22 protein-coding genes and 1 pseudogene are annotated in these 21,360 nt (G+C 33.0%); 18 read left to right on the forward strand and 5 right to left on the reverse strand.

What is annotated here, in order from left to right; all coding sequences use genetic code 11:
* Window positions 1-50: 50 nt before the first annotated feature.
* A complete protein-coding gene (locus RBB48_RS20995) occupies window positions 51-521 on the forward strand; it encodes a MarR family transcriptional regulator (protein WP_088063364.1) in 471 nt (156 codons plus the stop codon).
* A gap of 208 nt (window positions 522-729) precedes the next feature.
* Window positions 730-1,965 carry an MFS transporter gene (locus RBB48_RS21000; protein ID WP_088609921.1) on the forward strand — a complete coding sequence of 412 codons (1,236 nt, stop codon included), beginning with the start codon at window positions 730-732 and terminating at the stop codon, window positions 1,963-1,965.
* Between the two features lie 273 nt (window positions 1,966-2,238).
* Here RBB48_RS21000 and RBB48_RS21005 read toward each other — a convergent pair whose 3' ends face one another.
* Window positions 2,239-2,568: a YkvA family protein gene (locus RBB48_RS21005; protein WP_088609920.1), complete on the reverse strand. Its 330-nt coding sequence runs from the start codon at window positions 2,566-2,568 to the stop codon at window positions 2,239-2,241.
* Window positions 2,569-2,809: 241 nt separating this feature from the next.
* On the opposite strand from RBB48_RS21005, the gene RBB48_RS21010 reads away from it, so the two are divergent.
* Window positions 2,810-3,496: an MBL fold metallo-hydrolase gene (locus RBB48_RS21010; protein ID WP_306008022.1), complete on the forward strand. Its 687-nt coding sequence runs from the start codon at window positions 2,810-2,812 to the stop codon at window positions 3,494-3,496.
* An 88-nt stretch (window positions 3,497-3,584) separates the two neighbouring features.
* On the opposite strand, the pseudogene RBB48_RS21015 reads toward RBB48_RS21010, so the two are convergent.
* Window positions 3,585-3,788, reverse strand: a pseudogene (locus tag RBB48_RS21015) (hypothetical protein); the annotation flags it as partial.
* 29 nt (window positions 3,789-3,817) lie between these two features.
* Here RBB48_RS21015 and RBB48_RS21020 point away from each other — a divergent pair.
* The 3 genes from RBB48_RS21020 (at window position 3,818) to RBB48_RS21030 (ending at window position 6,063) form a co-directional block, all read left to right on the forward strand.
* Window positions 3,818-4,087: a hypothetical protein gene (locus RBB48_RS21020; protein WP_306008023.1), complete on the forward strand. Its 270-nt coding sequence runs from the start codon at window positions 3,818-3,820 to the stop codon at window positions 4,085-4,087.
* A 73-nt stretch (window positions 4,088-4,160) separates the two neighbouring features.
* Window positions 4,161-5,501, forward strand: coding sequence for a DEAD/DEAH box helicase (locus tag RBB48_RS21025; protein WP_306008024.1), 1,341 nt, complete (start codon window positions 4,161-4,163; stop codon window positions 5,499-5,501).
* A gap of 193 nt (window positions 5,502-5,694) precedes the next feature.
* On the forward strand, window positions 5,695-6,063 hold the full coding sequence (locus tag RBB48_RS21030) for a hypothetical protein (RefSeq protein WP_179211936.1): 369 nt from the start codon (window positions 5,695-5,697) through the stop codon (window positions 6,061-6,063).
* 1,252 nt (window positions 6,064-7,315) lie between these two features.
* On the opposite strand, the gene exsF is transcribed toward RBB48_RS21030, so the two are convergent.
* On the reverse strand, window positions 7,316-7,819 hold the full coding sequence (gene exsF, locus RBB48_RS21035; protein ID WP_088609915.1) for an exosporium protein ExsF: 504 nt from the start codon (window positions 7,817-7,819) through the stop codon (window positions 7,316-7,318).
* A 590-nt stretch (window positions 7,820-8,409) separates the two neighbouring features.
* On the reverse strand, window positions 8,410-8,607 hold the full coding sequence (locus tag RBB48_RS21040; RefSeq protein WP_088063371.1) for a hypothetical protein: 198 nt from the start codon (window positions 8,605-8,607) through the stop codon (window positions 8,410-8,412).
* Window positions 8,608-9,089: 482 nt separating this feature from the next.
* Here RBB48_RS21040 and RBB48_RS21045 point away from each other — a divergent pair, with 482 nt between their 5' ends.
* The 7 genes from RBB48_RS21045 to RBB48_RS21075 all read left to right on the forward strand — a co-directional run bounded on the left by RBB48_RS21045 (window position 9,090) and on the right by RBB48_RS21075 (window position 16,576).
* Window positions 9,090-9,725: a TetR/AcrR family transcriptional regulator gene (locus RBB48_RS21045; RefSeq protein WP_306008025.1), complete on the forward strand. Its 636-nt coding sequence runs from the start codon at window positions 9,090-9,092 to the stop codon at window positions 9,723-9,725.
* Window positions 9,726-9,786: 61 nt separating this feature from the next.
* Window positions 9,787-11,034 (forward strand): MFS transporter, encoded by a 1,248-nt coding sequence (locus RBB48_RS21050; RefSeq protein WP_306008026.1) that lies wholly within the window; start codon window positions 9,787-9,789, stop codon window positions 11,032-11,034.
* 6 nt (window positions 11,035-11,040) lie between these two features.
* On the forward strand, window positions 11,041-13,380 hold the full coding sequence (locus tag RBB48_RS21055; RefSeq protein WP_306008027.1) for an ABC transporter permease: 2,340 nt from the start codon (window positions 11,041-11,043) through the stop codon (window positions 13,378-13,380).
* An 11-nt stretch (window positions 13,381-13,391) separates the two neighbouring features.
* Window positions 13,392-14,153 (forward strand): ABC transporter ATP-binding protein, encoded by a 762-nt coding sequence (locus tag RBB48_RS21060; RefSeq protein WP_142291731.1) that lies wholly within the window; start codon window positions 13,392-13,394, stop codon window positions 14,151-14,153.
* A 100-nt stretch (window positions 14,154-14,253) separates the two neighbouring features.
* The gene (locus RBB48_RS21065; RefSeq protein ID WP_149213306.1) at window positions 14,254-14,964 is read left to right on the forward strand and encodes a class I SAM-dependent methyltransferase; all 711 of its coding nucleotides are present in this window, start codon (window positions 14,254-14,256) and stop codon (window positions 14,962-14,964) included.
* A gap of 120 nt (window positions 14,965-15,084) precedes the next feature.
* A complete protein-coding gene (locus RBB48_RS21070; RefSeq protein WP_088063377.1) occupies window positions 15,085-15,492 on the forward strand; it encodes a VOC family protein in 408 nt (135 codons plus the stop codon).
* 301 nt (window positions 15,493-15,793) lie between these two features.
* Window positions 15,794-16,576: a class I SAM-dependent methyltransferase gene (locus tag RBB48_RS21075; protein WP_088063378.1), complete on the forward strand. Its 783-nt coding sequence runs from the start codon at window positions 15,794-15,796 to the stop codon at window positions 16,574-16,576.
* Window positions 16,577-16,752: 176 nt separating this feature from the next.
* Here RBB48_RS21075 and RBB48_RS21080 read toward each other — a convergent pair whose 3' ends face one another.
* A complete protein-coding gene (locus RBB48_RS21080) occupies window positions 16,753-18,438 on the reverse strand; it encodes an alpha-keto acid decarboxylase family protein (RefSeq protein ID WP_088063379.1) in 1,686 nt (561 codons plus the stop codon).
* A gap of 107 nt (window positions 18,439-18,545) precedes the next feature.
* Between RBB48_RS21080 and RBB48_RS21085 the strand changes: the two genes are divergently transcribed.
* The 5 genes from RBB48_RS21085 (at window position 18,546) to spoIISB (ending at window position 21,349) form a co-directional block, all read left to right on the forward strand.
* Window positions 18,546-19,028, forward strand: a complete 483-nt coding sequence (locus tag RBB48_RS21085) for a MarR family winged helix-turn-helix transcriptional regulator (protein WP_088063380.1) — start codon at window positions 18,546-18,548, stop codon at window positions 19,026-19,028.
* Between the two features lie 167 nt (window positions 19,029-19,195).
* Window positions 19,196-19,933, forward strand: a complete 738-nt coding sequence (gene gpmA / locus RBB48_RS21090) for a 2,3-diphosphoglycerate-dependent phosphoglycerate mutase (RefSeq protein ID WP_088063381.1) — start codon at window positions 19,196-19,198, stop codon at window positions 19,931-19,933.
* A gap of 188 nt (window positions 19,934-20,121) precedes the next feature.
* Window positions 20,122-20,859: a type II toxin-antitoxin system SpoIISA family toxin gene (locus RBB48_RS21095; RefSeq protein ID WP_306008044.1), complete on the forward strand. Its 738-nt coding sequence runs from the start codon at window positions 20,122-20,124 to the stop codon at window positions 20,857-20,859.
* A 112-nt stretch (window positions 20,860-20,971) separates the two neighbouring features.
* Window positions 20,972-21,097, forward strand: a complete 126-nt coding sequence (locus tag RBB48_RS21100; RefSeq protein WP_000588712.1) for a hypothetical protein — start codon at window positions 20,972-20,974, stop codon at window positions 21,095-21,097.
* Between the two features lie 75 nt (window positions 21,098-21,172).
* Window positions 21,173-21,349: a stage II sporulation protein SB gene (spoIISB, locus tag RBB48_RS21105; RefSeq protein WP_046959435.1), complete on the forward strand. Its 177-nt coding sequence runs from the start codon at window positions 21,173-21,175 to the stop codon at window positions 21,347-21,349.
* Window positions 21,350-21,360: the final 11 nt, after the last annotated feature.

The following is a 21,360-nucleotide window of genomic DNA, read 5'->3' on the forward strand; positions in this document are numbered from 1 at the left end:
ATTTAATATAATGGTCTTAACGTATGAATGAGCGGTTAGGAGGATAGACCATGAATAAGGAAGAACAGGTCATGAACGGTTTCAGGGAATTATATAATAAGATGGTTTGGCTTAATAAGGATAAGATGGAAGAAGGTCTTAAAGGTTTTAAGTCTTCTGAAGTACATTGCATTGAATATATTGAAAACAATGCAGATTCTAACGTGACACAACTTGCAGAGGCTTTTTATGTGACTCGCGGTGCAATAAGTAGAATGACTAAGAAGCTCATAAAAAAAGGCCTTATCGAAAGTTACCAGAAATCAGAGAATAAAAAAGAAATCTATTTTAGGCTTACTGAACAAGGGAAAGAAATATATAAAATTCACGAAGAGTTGCACAAGGAGTTTCAAGAGCGGGATAAAGCTGTATTTGAGCAAGTAACCGAGTCAGAATTCGACAGTATAATTAGCTTCGTGGAAAAGTATAGTAGGCATTTGGATGCAGAAATAAAGAAACAAGGTATACATATTAAGTCGTAATAAAGTTGAAGCATTCGGGCATTAACGGGTAGTTAATCCCGAAAACGAACTTAATTGCTCGTTAATCCGGGATACATTTAAATAATAAAAAGGTAGCCTGCTCACAGTAAGGCTACCTTTTTATTATTGTATTTTTGTTGACTAATCAACAAAACGGAGTTATTATTTTGTTGACAAAGCAACAAAATATTTTAAGAGGAGAAGTTAAATGTCTATATTTAGATCACAAAATGAAAGTGAAACTGAAAAAAATATTGATAAACATGCTTTAATATTCGGCCTTATTTCTGTATTTCTTTGTGGAATAGGTTTCAGTATCATACTGCCTGTTGTTCCATTCTTAGTGCAGCCTTATATAAGTAGTACAGAAGAACAAGCTCTAGTTGTTACCCTACTGACCTCTGTTTATGCGGTTTGCGTATTTTTCGCTGCTCCTGTACTCGGAGCTTTGAGCGATAAATATGGCCGTCGTCCATTACTTTTAATATGCCTTTTCGGTTCTGCAATTGGGTACTTAGTTTTTGGTATAGGAGGGACTTTATGGGTACTATTTGCTGGACGTATAATAGAAGGAATAACAGGCGGGAGCATCAGTACAATTTTTGCATATTTTGCAGATATCATTCCCTCAGAACAGAGAACGAAGTATTTTGGGTGGGTGAGTGCAGTGGTAGGTGCAGGAACCATTATCGGACCAACTCTTGGGGGATTACTTGCAAAGTTTGGTCATTCTGTACCTTTATATTTCGGAGCGTTCATAACTTTATTAAATGTCTTATATGGGATGAAATATATGCCTGAGAGTCTTGACAAAAATAATAGGTTAAAAGAAATTACTTTTGTAAGGTTAAATCCTTTTGCTCAGCTGGCAAACATACTTTCCATGAAAAACTTAAAATGGTTACTTGTCTCAGCGTTTTTACTTTGGATACCTAACGGATCTTTACAAGCAATTTTTACACAATTTACGATGGATACTTTTAGCTGGAAGCCTGCACTAATCGGACTTATGTTTTCAATTATGGGCTTTCAAGATATCATTTCACAAGCTTTTATAATGCCAAAACTTTTGATCAAGCTTACTGATAAACAAATAGCAATACTTGGGATGGTTTCGGAGATTATTGGCTACAGTTTTATTGCAGCATCGGCTTTGTTTTCCTTATATCCTCTTCTTATCATTGGAATGTTAATGTTTGGCTTTGGTGATTCAATTTTCGGACCTTCATTTAATGGGATGCTCTCTAAGTCTGTTGATTCTAGTGAACAAGGAAGGATTCAAGCTGGTAGCCAATCTATTCAAGCTTTGGCAAGAATGATTGGGCCAATTATTGGAGGACAAATCTATGTATCACTTGGTCATGCCGCACCTGCTATTATGGGGATGATGCTTATAGTAGTGGCAATAGCAGTTTTGTATAGGGGGACGCATGTAACTGTATAAACTATCTGCACTAATATGGTCTTTCTTTATATAAGGATGTCTCTACGGGAATCTTTCCTGAATAAATTGAATAACAGATAAATATAAGAACAAATAATAGGGTGTCAGAACTTAGAAACAAGTACTGGCCCCTATTTGTTTACGGCTTGAGAGCTAAGAGAAATTAAGAATTTATTCTGTAATGCTCTCATGATGAAGGTTAAATAGAACTATCAATAATTAAAGTTAGCTTTTTTGAAAGTAAAAACCTAGGTAAATGACTAGATAGTTTCATTATGCTCGTGCTGAAGTAAATAATGACTCCATTTTTACTTTGCTCTTCTCACGAATTTCAGCATCTGCATGACGCATTACAAATTTATGCGCTATAGCGATTGCTAAAACATCATCTAATAAGCCAACCCCAATAATAGCAGCTATATCTGGAATGAAGTCGATTGTTAATACGTAATAGGATAAAGCGGCTAATATTATGAATTTCGCTTTAGTAGGTAACCCTTTTTTTCTCATTGTATAGTATAAAATAATACTTTCATATACGCTAGATTTCCCGAGGTTTGCTGAGCTTTTTTTGAATTTTTTCCAAAGTGTCTGTTTCTCCATATAAACACTCCTTTTACAAAAACATAGATTTTTTAAAAGGATAGACAAAAAAGTGAAGGAATAATCAATTTTATTATTTATCTTATTGTATATTTCCATAAAAATAAGGAATTACCTGTTCAAAATAATAGAATGTTTGTTATGTAACGACTCAGAGTGTTTCGTTACATAAGTATGTACAGTAAAATGTATGTGGATGATTTATTATTAAACATTTAATAACGGGTATGGGGGAAGAAAAATGAAGATAAAAGAACTACCAATTGAATTTGAATTTAATGGGGGAAAACAATGTATTTATCCGAGCTTACTTATATTAAACAAGGAATTAACTTTAGTAGATACAGGTTATATAAACTTTTTACCTTTAATTGAAGATGCAATTGTAAAACATGGGTATGAGATGAAAAACTTAAAAAATATAATTATTACTCATTATGATGACGATCATATAGGATCTTTATATGATTTCAAAGTGAAATATCCTCACATTAATATTATTGCTAGTGAAATAGAATCTAACTACATTAATGGTGAAATAAAATCGGAGAGACTAGTTCAAGCTGAAGAAATGTTAGAACATATGCCAATTGAAGAGAAAGAATTTGGTGGGTGGTTTATACAGCAATTAAAAAATATAAGACATATTTCCGTCGATGAAAAAGTATGTGATGGTCAAATGATTTTGAATAATGAATGTCAAATAGTAGCGACGCCAGGACATACTTCAGGGCATATTTCATTATATTTTCCAGACTTAGAATGTGTAATCACAGGGGATGCGGCCGTTCAAGATAATAATGAATTAGTAATAGCTAATCCAAATTTTTGTTTAAATATAGAAAAAGCGGAAGAATCTTTAAAGAGAATTAAAAACCTTAAAGCAGCAACGTATTATTGTTATCATGGAGGAAAACTCATTATATAAAATAATAAAAAACCGATCTTTCTTATATTGAAAAGATCGGTTTTTTTAATTCATAGATTCCGCAATTCTAATCAAATCATTAACATTGTAGTTCAATCCCTTCTGTTACATATGACCGCATTAATTTTTTATCATTTTTGAGTAAAGCTTGTTTGAATTCACTTATTACATCTGTTTGAGATTTCGCCATTATAATTGTGGTGGATTGAAAATATAGTAAGAAAAATACGCAAAAAATTTTTATGAATGTATTAGTCAATTTTATCACCTTGTAACTATGTTTCCTTAACATTGAAATATATATGTATAGGAGGGAAGAAGATGAGTTTATTGCTTGATGTAATAATGGCTATAAGTACATTTTACCCTCGAAATGACATAAAACTAAAACATCATATTGCAAAGTTAAGTGAATTCGAGTGGTTTCGAAGGCTACACGAAGATGCAAAGTATACAAAATTAATTTGGAGTAATAGAAAAATTAAAAAGTTCATTTTGTCTACTACTAACATGGAAGTATTAATAAAATCAGAGAAAAAACAAAAAGAATTTGTCCAACTAGTACACGATGAATATAAAAAAAGAAGATAAGAATTTTTTTATTTTTCATATTTGGCGAAACAAATGGTACAATGAAAGCTAATGTGAAAAATAAGGAAAAGAAGTGGTCTATTTGAAAAACTTTTTAGAATTAGGAATTAGTGAAACTTTTAATCATACATTACGTGAAAATGGAATTACAGAAGCAACACCAATTCAAGAGCAGGCAATTCCAGTTATTATGTCAGGTAAAGATATTATTGGGCAGGCGAAAACAGGAACAGGTAAAACGTTAGCATTCGTGTTACCGATTTTAGAAAAAATCGATCCAGAGTCTAGTGATGTTCAAGCTTTAATTGTTGCACCAACAAGGGAACTAGCACTGCAAATTACGACTGAAATTAAAAAAATGCTTGTTCAAAGAGAAGATATTAATGTACTAGCGATTTATGGCGGGCAAGATGTAGCACAGCAATTGAGAAAATTAAAAGGAAATACACATATAGTTGTTGCGACACCAGGACGCTTATTAGATCATATTCGTCGTGAAACAATTGATTTAAGTAATCTTTCAACGATTGTACTAGATGAAGCGGATCAAATGCTTTATTTCGGTTTCTTATATGATATTGAAGATATTTTAGATGAGACACCTGATAGTAAACAAACGATGTTATTCTCAGCAACGATGCCAAAAGATATTAAAAAATTGGCGAAACGTTATATGGATGAGCCGCAAATGATTCAAGTACAAAGTGAAGAAGTAACGGTAAATACAATTGAGCAGCGTGTCATTGAGACGACAGATCGTGCAAAGCCAGATGCACTTCGTTTTGTTATGGATCGTGATCAGCCATTTTTAGCTGTTATTTTCTGTCGTACAAAGGTTAGAGCAAGTAAGCTTTATGATAATTTAAAAGGACTAGGTTATAATTGTGCTGAACTTCATGGTGATATACCTCAAGCGAAACGTGAAAGAGTCATGAAGAGTTTCCGCGAAGCTAAAATTCAGTACTTAATTGCGACTGATGTAGCAGCTCGTGGACTTGATGTAGATGGTGTAACGCACGTATTTAACTTTGATATCCCTGAAGATGTAGAAAGTTATATTCACCGCATTGGCCGAACAGGACGTGCAGGTGGATCAGGTCTTGCAATTACGTTCGTTGCAGCGAAAGATGAAAAACATTTAGAAGAAATTGAAAAAACGCTTGGTGCACCATTGCAAAGAGAAATAATCGAACAACCGAAGATAAAACGTGTAGATGAAAATGGAAAACCGGTACCAAAGCCGGATCCAAAGAAATCAGATCAATATCGTCAAAGAGATAGCCGTGAAGGTTCAAGAAGTGGTTCAAAAGGTGGCCCAAGAAATAGTTCGAGAAATGATAACAATCGATCATTTAATAAGCCAAGTAATAAGAAAAGTAGTACAAAACAAGGTCAGCAAAGACGTGGGCGTTAAATAGTTATTATTCAAAAAGAGTCGCAAAGTGTTGCGGCTCTTTTTTTGCTTGTATACAACAAGGGTGATGCCGAGAAAAAACGAAAATTTCATTCACCGTATTTAAAATGAATTTTAAAACTTATAAAGGAAATTTTATAGTCCAAAACCAGTAGAGCAAGGGTATTACTACCATGTCCCAATTCAAGAACAAGTGCAACTTACATATGAACAATATTTAATCGAAAAAAATCGAGAGAAAGCAATTCGTACTAGCTCCCCTGATGATGATACGGATTATGAAAAAATCAATTGGTATAACGATATGAAAACATCTTTTGCAAACAAAGAATTGGACGATGGGGTGAAAGAAATTCGTAACATATTCAAACGGTACTGGAATGTTATGCTGCAGCAAAAAGAGAACGGAACTTATTATGTCTACTATTTAGGTAGAACACTTTTGTTGAAAGAAAAGGTATTGAAGCGAGCGAATATTTTTATTATACATTCCGCAATTATTGAAATGGAACAAGAGAAGTTTATGAAGGATTTAACTCATATTGGCAGATGGAAAAAATAAGGGCGGGCGAAGATTGAGCTTTCTTATTTACAAATTTTAAATTAACAACCATTTTCGAACATTGGCCGAACGAGAAAATTATTGTTGCTGAAATGGAAAGTAAAGCAAGTTATCTGTATTGGCAGCAAGTTCAGAACAAAAATGTATAACAATGTTGATAGCGGAATTTATGAAGTTTGTAAAGTGCGAGAATGAAGATGTTTTTGACATCAAGCGTATGTACAGAGCAGGGTTTCAAGAAAATGTAAAATTATCGTAACCTCCATTTCGCCTACACGGGTATGCGAGCAAATGTAGCTGACATGTGGGGTACGATCATCGGGAACTGGAAAACTCATTTGTTCGTTTTGTTCGATGGAGAAATTACTTATTACGATGATAAGGGTAATGTGGTTCGAAGCTACCAGAAGGGGAATTATGCGGTATAAGAAAAAAGGACTAGCAGTCGTATCTGCTGTCCTTTAATAGGAGAAAAATTATTCTGGATTAGAACTACGAATAACCAGAAAACGCGCTTTAAATCAGTGTTGTCAAAGATGTAATAATCTATGCAACAAAAAGCTTAGTCGGAATTCAAAACACCAAAATGGCTTGCATTGGTAACAGGCTCAAAACTAGTATATGTAAAATGAAAAATCTTATACAAAAAGCAGACAACAATTTTGGTTGTCTGCCAATGTGTTCAATGAGTTAGCTAATTGTGATAATTTGCATCCCCATTATGAGAAGAGTGAAGCTGCTAGTTCAAACAGCTTGTTGGTATTATTATCGATTTCATAAAAAATATACAGAGAAAGCAGATAAGTGAAGAACCTACCTGCTTCTGCTGTAACAAAAGAAAGAAGTATTAGCCGTGGACACGGCGGCTTGAAAATAGTATGTATTTTTATTTCAAAAATATTCAAGGGGTGAAGAAACATGGGATGTTTAATAAAAGGGGTTTGTGAAATTAATCAGCTAATTAGTAAAACAAAAGAGAAAAACAATGAGCAAATATAACAATAAAAGGATAAATGTTCAAAAGAGCGATGAGTATAAAGTAAAACAAAATAGTTATATTAAAGCTTGATTTTCATGAAAAATAAAGCACGCATATAAGTGTGCTCTTATGAACGCTTTAGATTAGTATGACTAGATAGTCACCATACAATAAAATATGCTTGTTTGATATAAATGTGTGTTAAATCTATAACATATATTTTGGGGTGTATAAGGAATATTAAATGTTAATTTGCCAAGCATATTGTTTTTATTAACGAATTTGTGCAACTGTTAAAGCGGCAGAACGAATATCTACTGTACCAATTACTTCAACCGGTACAATTTGAATTAAATCACCAGGGTTTAAGTTTATTAGAATGACACCGCTGGATACATCTACTTGACCAGTGCCAATGATATTAGAACGGACTGCGGTTCCAGATCCTGCAATAATATTAGTTGATGAGTTTAGTGTCAAGAAAAAGCGCGCTGCTTCCGGGGCTACTGGAACGTTATCGAGGCTGATTGTTAATGTATAACTGATTTGATAAATACCAGCTACTTGAATTCTAATTCCAGTTCCAGTACTAATTGTATCATTTATTACAGGGACAGTAATATTAGGGTTTGGGCCCGTACTAGGTAATAGTAATGGCGTGAATAGTGTTGCAAATTGAGGTGAAGTAGCATTGAAAGCAAAACCGAGAGCTGGTAGCGTACTAGGGGCTTGTGCTCCACAATTAAAGTTTGTGTGCTTACGACAAGATGAACGCATATTTTCACTCCTTTCTTTCATTTAGATTGCGTGAGTAATAACCTCACGTTTTGGACAAGCACAATACAATATATGAAAATTTATAATGAATAGTGCAGACGTGTACTGTTATGAATAAAACTAACTGTCTGTTGTACAAAAGGAAACACTATGCTTACAGAAATAGTTTGTAACCTAAAGTTGAAAAATAGTATGAACAGGGTTAAAAATGTTATTCAGAAATGAAAGGAAAAAAATAAAAAAGAGCACGCATATAAGCATGCTCTTTGGCAAGAAAGGTAGATTTTTATGAGTGGATTCCTCCATACAATAATATATGCTTGTCCGGTTAATAGTTGAGAAAGGGAGAATGAATATGGAACAAATTGAAGCGTATAACAAAATAAAAATTTCATTTTGTAAAAAAGGGGAATGGATATTTGTACTTATTGGGAAAACGCAGTTAAAGAATTCTTAAAGAAGTAAGAGCAGGAAAGAAATAAAAGAGCAGCTAGCAAAAGCTAACTGCTCAATACAAGGAGATACAGAGAAGACCACTTTAAATGAATGTTGGCATACAGCCTACATTCAATATGGACCAAATATTTATTTTAAATCCAATTTATCATCCCAACAGATAAAATGGCTGCGCCTGCTGCAGAACCTAGCCAGTCTCTCCAGCCTAATGTATTTAAAGATGCATCTGTTAAATCCATAATTAAGAAGATAGCAAACATTAATACACCAAATGCTAAGCATCCCCAAAATATTTGCAAATATTTAATCATCTTCTTTCGGAACTTGCTCATATAAATCACCCTTATTAATAATTTATATTTTTACAAATAAATTATCGCATGTGCAAAAATTAAACGTACAAAATATGCAATATTACATATTGGAACTCAAAAAAATAATCCATTCATAAGTACATAGATCGAACAGGGGGAACCGTATCGTATGAACCAATTTTCATTTTTTGAAATCATCGATGTAAAGGAGATGCGCTGACTTGTGGTGAAGGAGCTGAAAAACTACAAAGTATTGTGCGTCTGGATGAAGAATCGAGAAAATAGGATCAAGCGGAGGGCATCGTTCTTTTCCTAAAATGAAAGGTGACGATAAGAAACATGAGATACGTTTTAAACAAATTGAGCGGACGTTAAAAAATAAAAATTTATAAAGGAAATAGAAAGTAGGATGTTGTATATACAATAATAGGAAACTTTTTACTAATTAAACATATAATTAAAATAGACCGACAGTCGGTCTGGTGGGAAGGAGAACGTGAATGCGAATAATTAAGGAGTATGAGGAGCGTAGAAAAGAAATTTTAGAAACGGCTGAACGATTATTTGTTACGAAAGGTTATACGAAAACAACAGTAAATGACATTTTAAAAGAGATAGGGATAGCAAAGGGGACGTTTTATCATTATTTTAAGTCGAAAGAGGAAGTAATGGATGAGATTATTATGAGAATCATTAAAGAAGATGTTGCTAAAGCGAAAGTAATCGTCTCTAATCCGAATATACCAGTATTAGAAAAATTATTTCGAGTTTTAATGGAGCAATCGCCAAAATCAGGAGATGTAAAAGATAAAATGATTGAGCAATTTCATCAACCAAATAATGCAGAAATGCATCAAAAAAGTTTAGTACAATCCATTATACATTTATCTCCTGTATTAACAGAAGTTTTAGAACAAGGAATTGAAGAGGGAATATTTTCGACTTCATACCCACAAGAAACTATTGAACTATTACTATCCTCAGCGCAAGTCATATTTGATGATGGGTTATTCCAATGGAAACCGGAAGAAATGATGAGGAGAGCAAAAGCTTATATTAAAATGATGGAAGTATCTGTTGGAGCGAAAGAAGGATCCTTTGATTATATGATGGGGGTTTTAATGAAACAGAAATAATGTTTTTCTGTTTGTTTATTATAGACCGACAGTCGGTCTAAATTAAAGGAAGGGTGTGATTATGATGTCTATTAGTATAAAACCTTCGATGAAAGATTTTTATTTAATGGTGAGTGGGCAAATTATTACTATTTTAGGTTCAACACTTTTACGTTTTGCTCTGTCATTATATGTGCTAGATATAACAGGGCGTGCTGATATATTCGCAGGATTATATGCGGTAACGAGTATTCCGTTTTTGTTAGCTCCTGTTGGCGGAGCGATAGCAGATCGTTTCAATCGTCGTAATTTAATGGTTAGTTTTGATTTTATAAACGCTGTGATTGTATTAAGCTTTATAGTTTTATTATTTACTGGATCTGTATCTATTATATTGATTGGAACTATTATGTTTTTACTTGCAGTCATTAGTGCAATGTACTCACCAGTTGTAATGGCGAGTATTCCTCAATTAGTTCCAGAGAAAAAGTTAGAACAAGCGAACGGTATCGTAAATGGTGTGCAAGCATTATCTAATATAGTAGCTCCTGTATTAGGAGGAATGTTGTACGGCATAATTGGTTTGAAAATACTTGTAATAATAAGTTGCCTTGCTTTCTTTTTATCTGCGATTTTAGAAATATTTATTACAATACCTTTTATAAAAAGAGCAAAAGAAAACCATATTATACCGACAATTGTAAAGGATATGAAAGATGGCTTCGTATTCGTTTTAAAACAACCATTTATTTTGAAATCTATGCTTTTAGCTGCATTACTAAATTTAATACTAACACCGCTATTTGTAGTTGGTGCTCCAATTATTATACGAGTAACGATGGAAAGTAGCGACACGTTATACGGAATTGGAATGGGATTGATCGATTTTGCTACTATTTTAGGTGCATTATCAATAGGTTTTTTTGCGAAAAAGCTACAGATGAAAACATTGTATTATTGGATGCTGTTAATAGCTTTATTAGTAATACCGATGGCACTATCAGTTACGCCAGTTATTCTTAATTTAGGATACTATCCACCATTTATCCTCTTTATACTCTCTTCTATTCTAATTGCAATGATCATGACAATTGTATCTATTTATGTAATTACTGTAGTCCAAAAGAAAACACCGAATGAAAACCTAGGGAAAGTAATGGCAATTATAACAGCGGTATCTCAATGTATGGCACCAATTGGGCAAGTCATTTATGGTTTTATGTTTGAAGAATTCAATATGAAAATTTATTTACCTATATTAGCTATTAGTTTCATAATGATAATAATAGCGATAGTGACGAAGAAAATATTATGGAATGAGGGGAACTAGCTTAATATGATTAGGAGAATGTTAAAAAGAGATTTCTCTCAAAATAAAATGATGATTACCATCTTATTTATGTTTATCATGTTATCAAGCCTTTTAATGGCAAGTGCTTCAAGTAACGTTATAAATCTATTGAACTCGATGGATCAATTGTTTAAAGTATCAAACGCACCGCACTTCGTACAAATGCATGCCGGAGAAATAAATCAAAAGTCAATCGATTCATTTGTAGCGAAAACTCCTTTTGTAAAAAAACAGCAAACGGCTGAGATGGTTCAAATAGGCGGGTCTAACATTTTTATAAAGAAGAAAAATCAAGCGGAACATAATAGTGTAATGGACATTAGCTTCGTTAAACAAAATAGTAATTTTGACTTTTTATTAGATTTAAATAATGAAGTGATCGATGTTAGGAAAGGGGAAATAGGTGTACCAATTTATTATATGCAAAAATATAATTTGCGAATTGGAGATAAAATATGGGTTGTTAAAAATAATAATGAACTAGCATTGGCTATTTCGGCATTTGTTCGTGATGTTCAAATGAACCCATCACTTGTTAGTTCAAAACGATTTGTAATAAGCGATGAAGACTTCGAAAGAATAAAGGGGAATTTTGGAGAAAGTGAATATCTTATTGAATTCCAGCTAACAGATGTAAATAAAATAAAAGAATTTGAAAATCTATACCAGTCATCGAATTTACCTCAAAAAGGTCCCTCTATTACGTATTCACTCTTTAAAACACTCAATTCATTAACAGATGGAATAATAGCTGCAGTACTTATCATAATAAGTGCATTATTAATATTAATCGCAATTTTATGTATAAGATTTACGATTATGACTTCTATGGAAGAAGATTATCGGGAAATTGGTGTTATGAAAGCTATCGGCATTACAAGCAAAGAGATCCAAAAATTATATGTAACAAAATATGTTGTTATTGCTGCTAGCGGGTGTATATGTGGATATATTCTTTCGTTATTTGTTACAAAAATATTTACCTCTAATATCTCACTTTATATGGGAACAGCAAATACAAGTGTTTTACATTTTATTGTACCATTAATAGTCACAACTCTGTTATTTCTAGCCGTTATCCTTTTCTGTCGTATTATTTTGCGGAATTTCAGGAGAATTACAGCAATAGATGCTTTACGATCAAGAGGTAATCTAGGAAAGGGAAAGGTGAAAAGTTCTTTTTCTCTCTCTCAAACTAAAATTACAAATGTAAATATATTTATTGGTATACAAGATGTCGTAAAACGCTTTAAGTTATATCGCGTATTAAGTATCGTTTTAATCATAGCCGTGTTCATGATTGTTGTACCTGTTAACTTTTTGTATACGATTCAGTCACCGAAGTTTGTAAATTACATGGGAACAGGAAAAAGTGATATTCGAATAGATTTACAGCAATCTGAAAATATAGAGAAACGATTTAAGGACGTAATTTCATATATACGAAATGATGAAGACGTAGAAAAATATGCAGCATTTGTAACGAGTACATTTAAAATGGTGAACGCTGAAGGTACACATGAAAACTTAAATGTAGAAGTAGGAGACTTCACTCAATTTCCATTAGATTACGTTCAAGGAATAGCACCAAAAAATGAAAAAGAGATTGCTCTATCTTATATGAATGCAAATGAATTAAAAAAGAATGTAGGGGATGAAATCGTTTTATTTGTAGAAGGAAAAGAAAAAGCACTAACTATTAGTGGGATATATCAAGATGTAACGAATGGTGGGAAAACAGCTAAAGCGAGCTTCTCTTATAATAGCGAAAATATATTATGGTATGTAGTAAACGTAGATATGAAGCCTACTGTGAATTTACAAGAAAAAGTGAAGAAGTATAAACATAATTTTAGTTCTGCAAAAATAACAGATACAGATGATTATTTAACGCAAACTTTAGGAGAGACAATTAAACAATTAAGACTCGTGACGCAAGTGGCAATTTTGATTGCTATATTGATATCAGTTTTAATTACTGCGATGTTTTTTAAAATGTTATTGGCAAAAGACTCTTCACAAATATTAATTATGAAAAGTATTGGTTTTTCTAACAAAGATATTCGTATACAGTATATAACTCGTTCTATTGTCATTGTATTAATAGGCATTGTAACAGGGACATTACTAGCTGCTACGTTTGGTGAAATGTTAGTAAGTTGGTTAGGCTCATTTATGGGAGCAGCTCATATAAAGTTTGTCGTGAATCCTATCGTTTCTTATGTAATATGTCCAGCTATATTATTTATATCTGTGGCCGCAACAACACTTTTCAGTAGTTTTACTATGAAACAAACAAACGATGTAAAGCCAAATGGAGAGTAGGGGTGTGTAACTTGAACAAAATTTTAGAAGTTAAACAATTAAACAAAAAATATTCAATAGATGGAAATACAATTTATCAAGTACTAAAAAATATAGATTTAGATATTTATGAGGGAGAGTTTGTATCGGTCATGGGGCCTTCTGGTTCTGGGAAATCGACGTTACTATATAATATTAGTGGAATGGATCAAATGTCATCAGGAAGTGTGAAAGTTGATAGTAAAGAAATATCATGTATGAAAGAAGAAGCGTTAGCCAAATTGCGCCTTACTGAAATAGGATTTATTTTTCAGCAGAGCAACCTTCTTAGAAACTTGAATCTATTTGATAATATCATCTTGTCAGCATATTTAGCGAAATGTGAGAGTAAGAAAATAGTAAATCAACGTGCTCTGGAGCTAATGGGGAAAATGGGGATTAGTGATATAGCATCTCATTATATAACCGAAGCATCTGGAGGGCAATTACAAAGAGTTTCTATTTGTAGAGCGCTCATCAATAATCCAAATGTTATTTTTGCTGATGAGCCAACTGGTGCTCTAAATTTAAAATCAACAGAAGAGGTAATGCAAATATTATTAAATATTAACCGTGATGGAACGACCATTATGTTAGTGACTCATGATGTAAAAGTAGCAGCGAAAACAGAAAGAGTTCTTTTTATGGTGGATGGAGAAATTGTTAGCGAAATTCAGTTAGGTAAGCTTAGGAATAATGAGTTGAAAGTGCGAGAAGAGAAGCTGTTAAAATGGTTAGCTGTACTTGGATTTTAAAGAAAAAAACTCCTATTAAATGTAGGAGTTTTTTTCTTTGTCTGAAAGCTTAAAAAGATATATAATAATTTTCTGATTATTTAAAAATGGAGGAGTACAAATGAAAAATGAAACGTTGCACACGCAAGAAGATATTATTAAAATGCTTGATTCATTATTAAGACCAGCAGAACCATTTTGGAATGAATTTTATGAGAATAGGGAAAAGGATGTTCCGTTTTTTGCAAATGTTCCAGATGAAAATCTAGTTTCATATATAGAAACAGGATGGATTTCCAGAGGGAAAGTGCTGGAACTTGGATGCGGTCCAGGAAGAAATGCAATTTATTTAGCGAATGAAGGATTTGAAGTAACAGCAGTGGATTTATCGATAGAGGGCATTAATTGGGCGAAAGAGAGAGCGTTAGCAAAAGGAATAGAAATCGATTTTATTTGTGATTCGATTTTTAATTTAGATTGTCAAAATGATTTTGATTTTGTGTACGATTCAGGCTGTTTACATCATATTCCACCACATAGAAGGCTACATTATGTGGATTTAATTAAAAAATCATTGAAACCGGGTGGTTATTTTGGATTAACATGTTTTGCAGCAGGCGATTTAGATGAGCGAAATGGATCAGAAATAACGGATTGGGACGTATATAGAGGGTGGAGTTTACAAGGTGGACTTGCATATTCTGAAGAAAAATTAAGAGAGATATTTAAAGAATTTGAAGTGATTGAAATTAGAAAGATGAAGCAAATTGACCAACAAAATACTATGTTTGGAGAATCATTTCTTTGGACAGCATTATTTAAGAAGAAATAAACAGGGATTTAATTGACAAACTCATCTTTTTTATAGACAATACATTTATAAGAATGTACGTTCGGTTCTGGCTGGCCGATGTATGTTTTACATAAATACATAACAAGGGGCGGTCTCTATATGAGTAACACAAATCAAAAAATCACTACGTTTTTAATGTTCGAAGGTAAAGCTGAGGAAGCAATGAACTTTTACACGTCGCTATTCGATCAATCAGAAATTGTAAGTATCTCTCGCTACGATGAAAACGGACCAGGTAAAGAGGGTTCTGTCATTCATGCAACTTTTACGTTAAATGGTCAAGAATTCATGTGCATTGATAGTTATGTAAAGCATGGTTTTACATTTACACCATCTATGTCTCTTTATGTAAATTGTGAGACAGAAGAAGAAATTGAAGCGGTCTTTCATAAGTTAGCGCAGGATGGATCTGTACTAATGCCTTTAGGTTCTTATCCATTTAGTAAAAAATTTGGCTGGTTAAATGATAAATATGGTGTGTCTTGGCAGTTAACGCTTGCGGAATAAAAAATGTAATATATTTGTTTAATGGGTTTAGTTCAGAGGGTGAAAATTTAAATAATATATAAAAAGGTGTTCCAACCGTCAACAGGTTTGGAATGCCTTTTTATATGTAATTGATTTGCTTAAATGAATTTATATTTTTTCTATTTAGAATATTTTATTTTTCTTACTACTTTTTATCTGTTAATATAAATATAGAAAAATATGTATTAATTATTGTTTAGGTTAATAGAAAAAGGAAAGCATAAATAGTAAATGATCTTACACTTAAAATGTAACAAGATAGCTAGGGGGAATAGTTATAATGGATACAACTCAACAAAACAGTAATGCATGGGATAAAAAGGTTGAAGAAGGTTCTAGATATACGCAACCTGTAAGTAGCGAGGTTATTGAAAGAAGTAAATCAGGTGAATGGGAAATCACAGTTACCACAGAAAAATCAGTTCCTAGAGATTGGTTTCCAAAGTCATTAGAAGGATTAAAAATACTGTGCTTAGCATCAGGTGGAGGGCAACAAGCACCAGTTCTAGCTGCTGCTGGGGCGGATGTAACAGTTACTGATATATCAAGAAAGCAGTTGGAACAAGATAAAAAGGTGGCAGAACGGGATGGGTTAACTTTAAAAACAGTGCAAGGAGATATGTCAGACCTTAGTGATTTTGAAGATGAATATTTTGATATTGTCGTAAATCCCGTTTCTAATTTGTTTGTAAAAGATGTTCATCTTGTATGGAATGAGGTATCAAGGGTACTAAAGAATAGAGGTATTCTTATTTCTGGATTTACAAATCCATTACTATGGATTTTTGATGACAATCAAGAGCAAAAGGGTATTCTAGATGTTAAACATTCAATACCATCATCAACACTAGATTATTTACCAGAGAATGAAGTTCAAGATTATGTAAATTCTAATCAAACAATAGAATATGCACATACTCTTGAAGACCAAATTCAAGGTCAAGTTGAAGCTGGTTTAGTTATAACTGGTTTTTTTGAGGATGATTTTGGTGGAACTAGAATATTAGATAAGTATATTAAAACTTTTATTGCTACAAGAGCTGTAAAGTTAAAGCTAGATTGAAAGTTTTTGCTTGTTATACTGGGGTTAGTTGAAGAATGGTCTTAAAAATAGGGAAAGTTCAATATATATCAAAAAGGATGGCACTTGCCATCCTTTTCCTTGTGTATTTTGAGTATATAAACAAGTTTCATATCTCTTAGTTGAAGTTGTCATTATTTATAGTTACTCTTTTCTTTTTAAGAATTTTGCATGCCGAATCTTTCACCGAGTTTAGCTAACAATTCAGGCTGATCCCCTTGACTCATTACAACTTCAATAAAGATAAGTTGATTCTTATTTAAAGTTATATTAGTTAAGACTTCTGCTAACTCTATTTCATTTTCCACTTTATATGTTAGACTTTTTTCTTCTGATCCAAATACGTTTGCTAGTTTCGTGTAATCCCACATTTGTATGTCATTATACGGTTGATTTTCGCCGTGAATTGCACGTTCAACAGTGTATCCATTGTTATTAATTAAAAATATAATCGGTTTTAAATTTTGACGAAGTATAGTCGATAACTCTTGAACAGTTAATTGGAAAGAACCATCACCAATAATTAAAATATTACGTCGCGATAAATCAGCGAGCTGTGTACCGAGTAGAGCAGGTAATGTATAACCAATTGATCCCCATAATGGTTGTGCTACATATGTAGTGTTATTTGGTAAAGGGATAGCAGCACTACCGAAGAAAGGTGTTCCTTGCTCAGCAATTAAAACATCGTTTTCTTGTAAGAAATGGTATATTTGTTGCCAAAAACGTTTTTGTGTAACCATTTGAGCTTTTGGATTGAACTCTTCTGTCATAGATAGTAATTCTGAAATAAAGGGCTTAATTTCAAGTGTTTCCTCGTTGCGATGTTCGATTAAATCACTTAACTGTTGTAAAACATCTTTCATTACAACGGGTCCATATTTTTTATCTATAATTTTCACAGTATAGGGATGGAGTTCTATAACTTGCTCTTTCATAAAGCCTTGTGTAAAGCCACCAGTAATAGTATCAGTTAATTTCACGCCAATACTAATAATACAGTCAGATTCATCAATTCTTTTTCGTAAGTATGGAGAACTAACATCACCAGTATAAATTCCTATAAATTGAGGGTGTTGTTCAGGGAATATTCCTTTTCCCATACTTAATGTTGCGATAGGAAACCCAGTTTTTTCTACGAATTGATGCAAATATTCTTCCGCATGAAAACGAGCTACTTCAAAATCAGCTAAAATAACTGGTTTTTTGGCACTGTTTATTTTTGAAGTAGCATGTAGAAGCATTTTATCCAACGCATCTTTATTACTTAGAACTGGTCTATGTAAAATTGGTTCTGTAGGTTTATTAATTGGTTTATTATACACATCAATCGGTAATTGAATATGAACAGGGCGTTTCTCACTCCAACATGCACGTAACACACGATCGATTTCTTCAGCGGCATGCTCAGGTGTTAATTTTGATTGTGCCACCGTGATTTCTCTATACATATTGGAAAAATGATCGAACTTTCCATCACCTAACGTATGATGAACGAGTGCTCCATTTTCCATTACTGTTGTTGGTGGTGTCCCCGTGATTTTTATAACAGGTACGTTTTCTGCGTATGACCCAGCAACACCGTTAAGGGCGCTTAATTCTCCAACGCCAAAGGTCGTAATAAGAGCTGCAATTCCTTTTATACGAGCATATCCATCAGCGGTATATGCCGCATTTAATTCATTACAATTACCAATCCACTTTAGCTTTTCATGTGCTAGTACGTCATCTAAAAAAGCCAAATTATAATCACCAGGAACACCAAATATATGCTCAATTCCTAATTCGCTTAGTCGATCTAATAAATATGTACTTACAGTATATTGCGATTTCAAATGAATCATCTCCTAATTGTGCAATGTATATTTCAATAAATTAAAGAAGTTCTAATACGTTGATTAAAATATTGATTACTGGATTGTGGTATAATTTACATACAGGGGGAACGCAGATGACACAACATAAAGAAGAACAGATGAATGAAGCATTAGCATTATTTTACTTTGCATATAAAACATTTACTGAAAAGCCAGATGAAATTATAAAAGAGTATGGCATACAACGAGTACATCACCGAATTTTATTTTTTATCGCACGATTTCCAGGGATAAGTGTAAATGAGTTATTATCACTGTTAGAAATAAGTAAACAAGCTCTTCACGGACCACTACGACAACTTGTGGAAAAAGGCTTAATTGAGAGTAATGAAGCTACACATGATCGCCGTGTGAAACAGTTATCTTTAACAGAAATAGGTGTAGATTTAGAGAAAAAATTGAGCGATGTTCAAAGACAACAGATGAGTGCTATTTTTTCAAAATTTGGTGAATCATGTGAAGAAAATTGGCATCAAGTTATGAATGAAATGGCAAATAGTCGATCAGGTTTTGATGCTTGGATATCAAAACGAGCAGTTGTAATCGATCAGAAATAATAAGAAATATATCTGTTTTTATAGTTTGAAAAAGAACAAATTTTATCCATACATTTGGCAACTATGGATTGGTCATAGAGTGAATGGATAAAAAGATACATTACTAGATACTTTATACGTGTACGCAATGGAACAATAAAATTCACATTTCCGAGAGGGGAATTATTATGATAAAACTTGTACTTATTCGTCACGGACAAAGTTTATGGAATCTTGAAAATCGCTTTACAGGATGGACAGATGTAGATTTATCAGAGAATGGATTAAGTGAAGCGAGAGAAGCAGGAGGGATTTTAAAGAAAAATGGATATACTTTTGATGTCGCGTATACATCTGTATTAAAACGAGCAATCCGGACGTTATGGATTGTACTTCATGAGATGGATCTTGCTTGGGTACCAGTACATAAATCTTGGAAGCTAAATGAAAGACATTACGGTGCATTGCAAGGGTTGAATAAAGATGAAACTGCGAAAAAGTATGGTGAGGAGCAAGTTCATATTTGGAGAAGAAGTATTGATGTAAGACCACCTGCTCTTACTGAGGATGATCCTAGATATGAAATGAATGATCCAAAATATAAAACACTTAAAAAAGGTGAGTTTCCATTGACTGAATGTTTAGTGGATACGGAGAAAAGAGTACTTGATTATTGGCATTCAGAAATCGCGCCATCATTAAAAAGTGGTGAAAAGGTAATTATTTCATCACACGGTAATACGATTCGTTCGCTAGTGAAATACTTAGATAACCTTTCAAGCGATGGTGTTGTTTCATTAAATATTCCAACGAGCATTCCACTCGTTTATGAATTAGACGATGATTTACGTCCGATTCGTCATTATTACTTAAGTATGGACGGAGAAGTACCAAAAGGGAAAATTCCGAAACATATTTCTTTTTAACATGAAAATTTGAAACGCATGCTTGTCTACATATACAATGTAGATTCATGATAAAAGACGTGGTACCTTCTAATGTATATGCGATATTGCTAAATTTAGAAGCTTGTCCACGTCTTTTGTCATAAAGAGGGCTGCTTGTGCATGTAATGATATCGTGAGTAGTTTTTGAATGGAGGGTGATGTCATTGGTGATCTCTAACATTCGAATCGGCTTATTTATTTTAGCAATCGTTTTTCTCGTTCTTGTGTTCTTTTACTGGAGAAACGAAGAGTTGTACGAGGAGAAAAAGCAACGTATTAGAAAGACTTGGTATGGGTTGTTTATAATATCAGTCACCGTGTATTTCATGATAAAAGGAATTGATTTAACCCTCTGGAAAAACCTATTAATGTTCACTGCAATGGTTATTTTCGTTGATATCGCATTTATTTTAACACCTAATATTTCCGAAATATGGGGAGCGAAATTTAGCGATATCGGCAAGACTGTTCAATCGATAAAACGGTCTTTAATTGCTTCTAAAGCAAGAGGGGAAATATATACAACAATTATTCAAAATGTCAATCCAGCAATGTTCGGTACAATGGAATGGCATACGGAAGAAGAGTATACAAAAAGCTTAAACGTATTTTTAGATTCGTATGGGGAAAAGATTGGTGCGAAAATTGTCGTATTTGAAGCGGCAAAGGAATTAAATACTAACTTTCGCGGTATCCGTTCTCAATTTAGTATTATCGTTCCGTTTGAACACATTGAGCAGTTGAATGAGCAGAAAGCGGTACAAGTAGAAAATGTCGGCATTATACCAGCAAAAACTGTGAGTGATGTTTTCATTGTTATTGATGGGAAGAAAAATAATCTGCAAGATCGAGATTTTGAAAATGTATATAATTTAACAATACATCATAGTTATTTTAGTAAATAAGGACAGGATTTTCTTCTGTCCTTTTCACTTATACATAAAGGTAAAGCGAATTTAGACAAACTTGTATAAAATCGGACAATCATTCCTACACTAGCACGTAGAGGTGATTGTAGTGATAAAAGATTATGACAATGATTTTTTTAAAGAAGATAATGAAGATACAACAGATTTCTCGTTAATAAAAGGAGATACATTACAGCAAGTAGAAGAGTTAGAAGAAGAATTAAAAAGAAAATGATACTTGTACATGCTGCGTACATTTGCGATATAATATAAATAGAAGATTGTATCTTTTTGAAAAGGGGGAGAAGAGATGGCTGAAATAAATGTACAAAAGTCTTCATTTTTTAAAGAAAAAAAAGAAGAACCAAATACAGATTTCTCTCTTGTGAAAGGTGCATTAACAGAAAATATAAATCGTTTAGAGAAACTGATGAATAATAGCGGTTCAAAATATATACGAGTGAAAAAAACAAAAGAAAATGCATAGTGCATTTTCTT

Source organism: Bacillus sp. MMSF_3353 (assembly GCF_030733445.1).
GTDB classification, from domain to species: domain Bacteria; phylum Bacillota; class Bacilli; order Bacillales; family Bacillaceae_G; genus Bacillus_A; species Bacillus_A wiedmannii.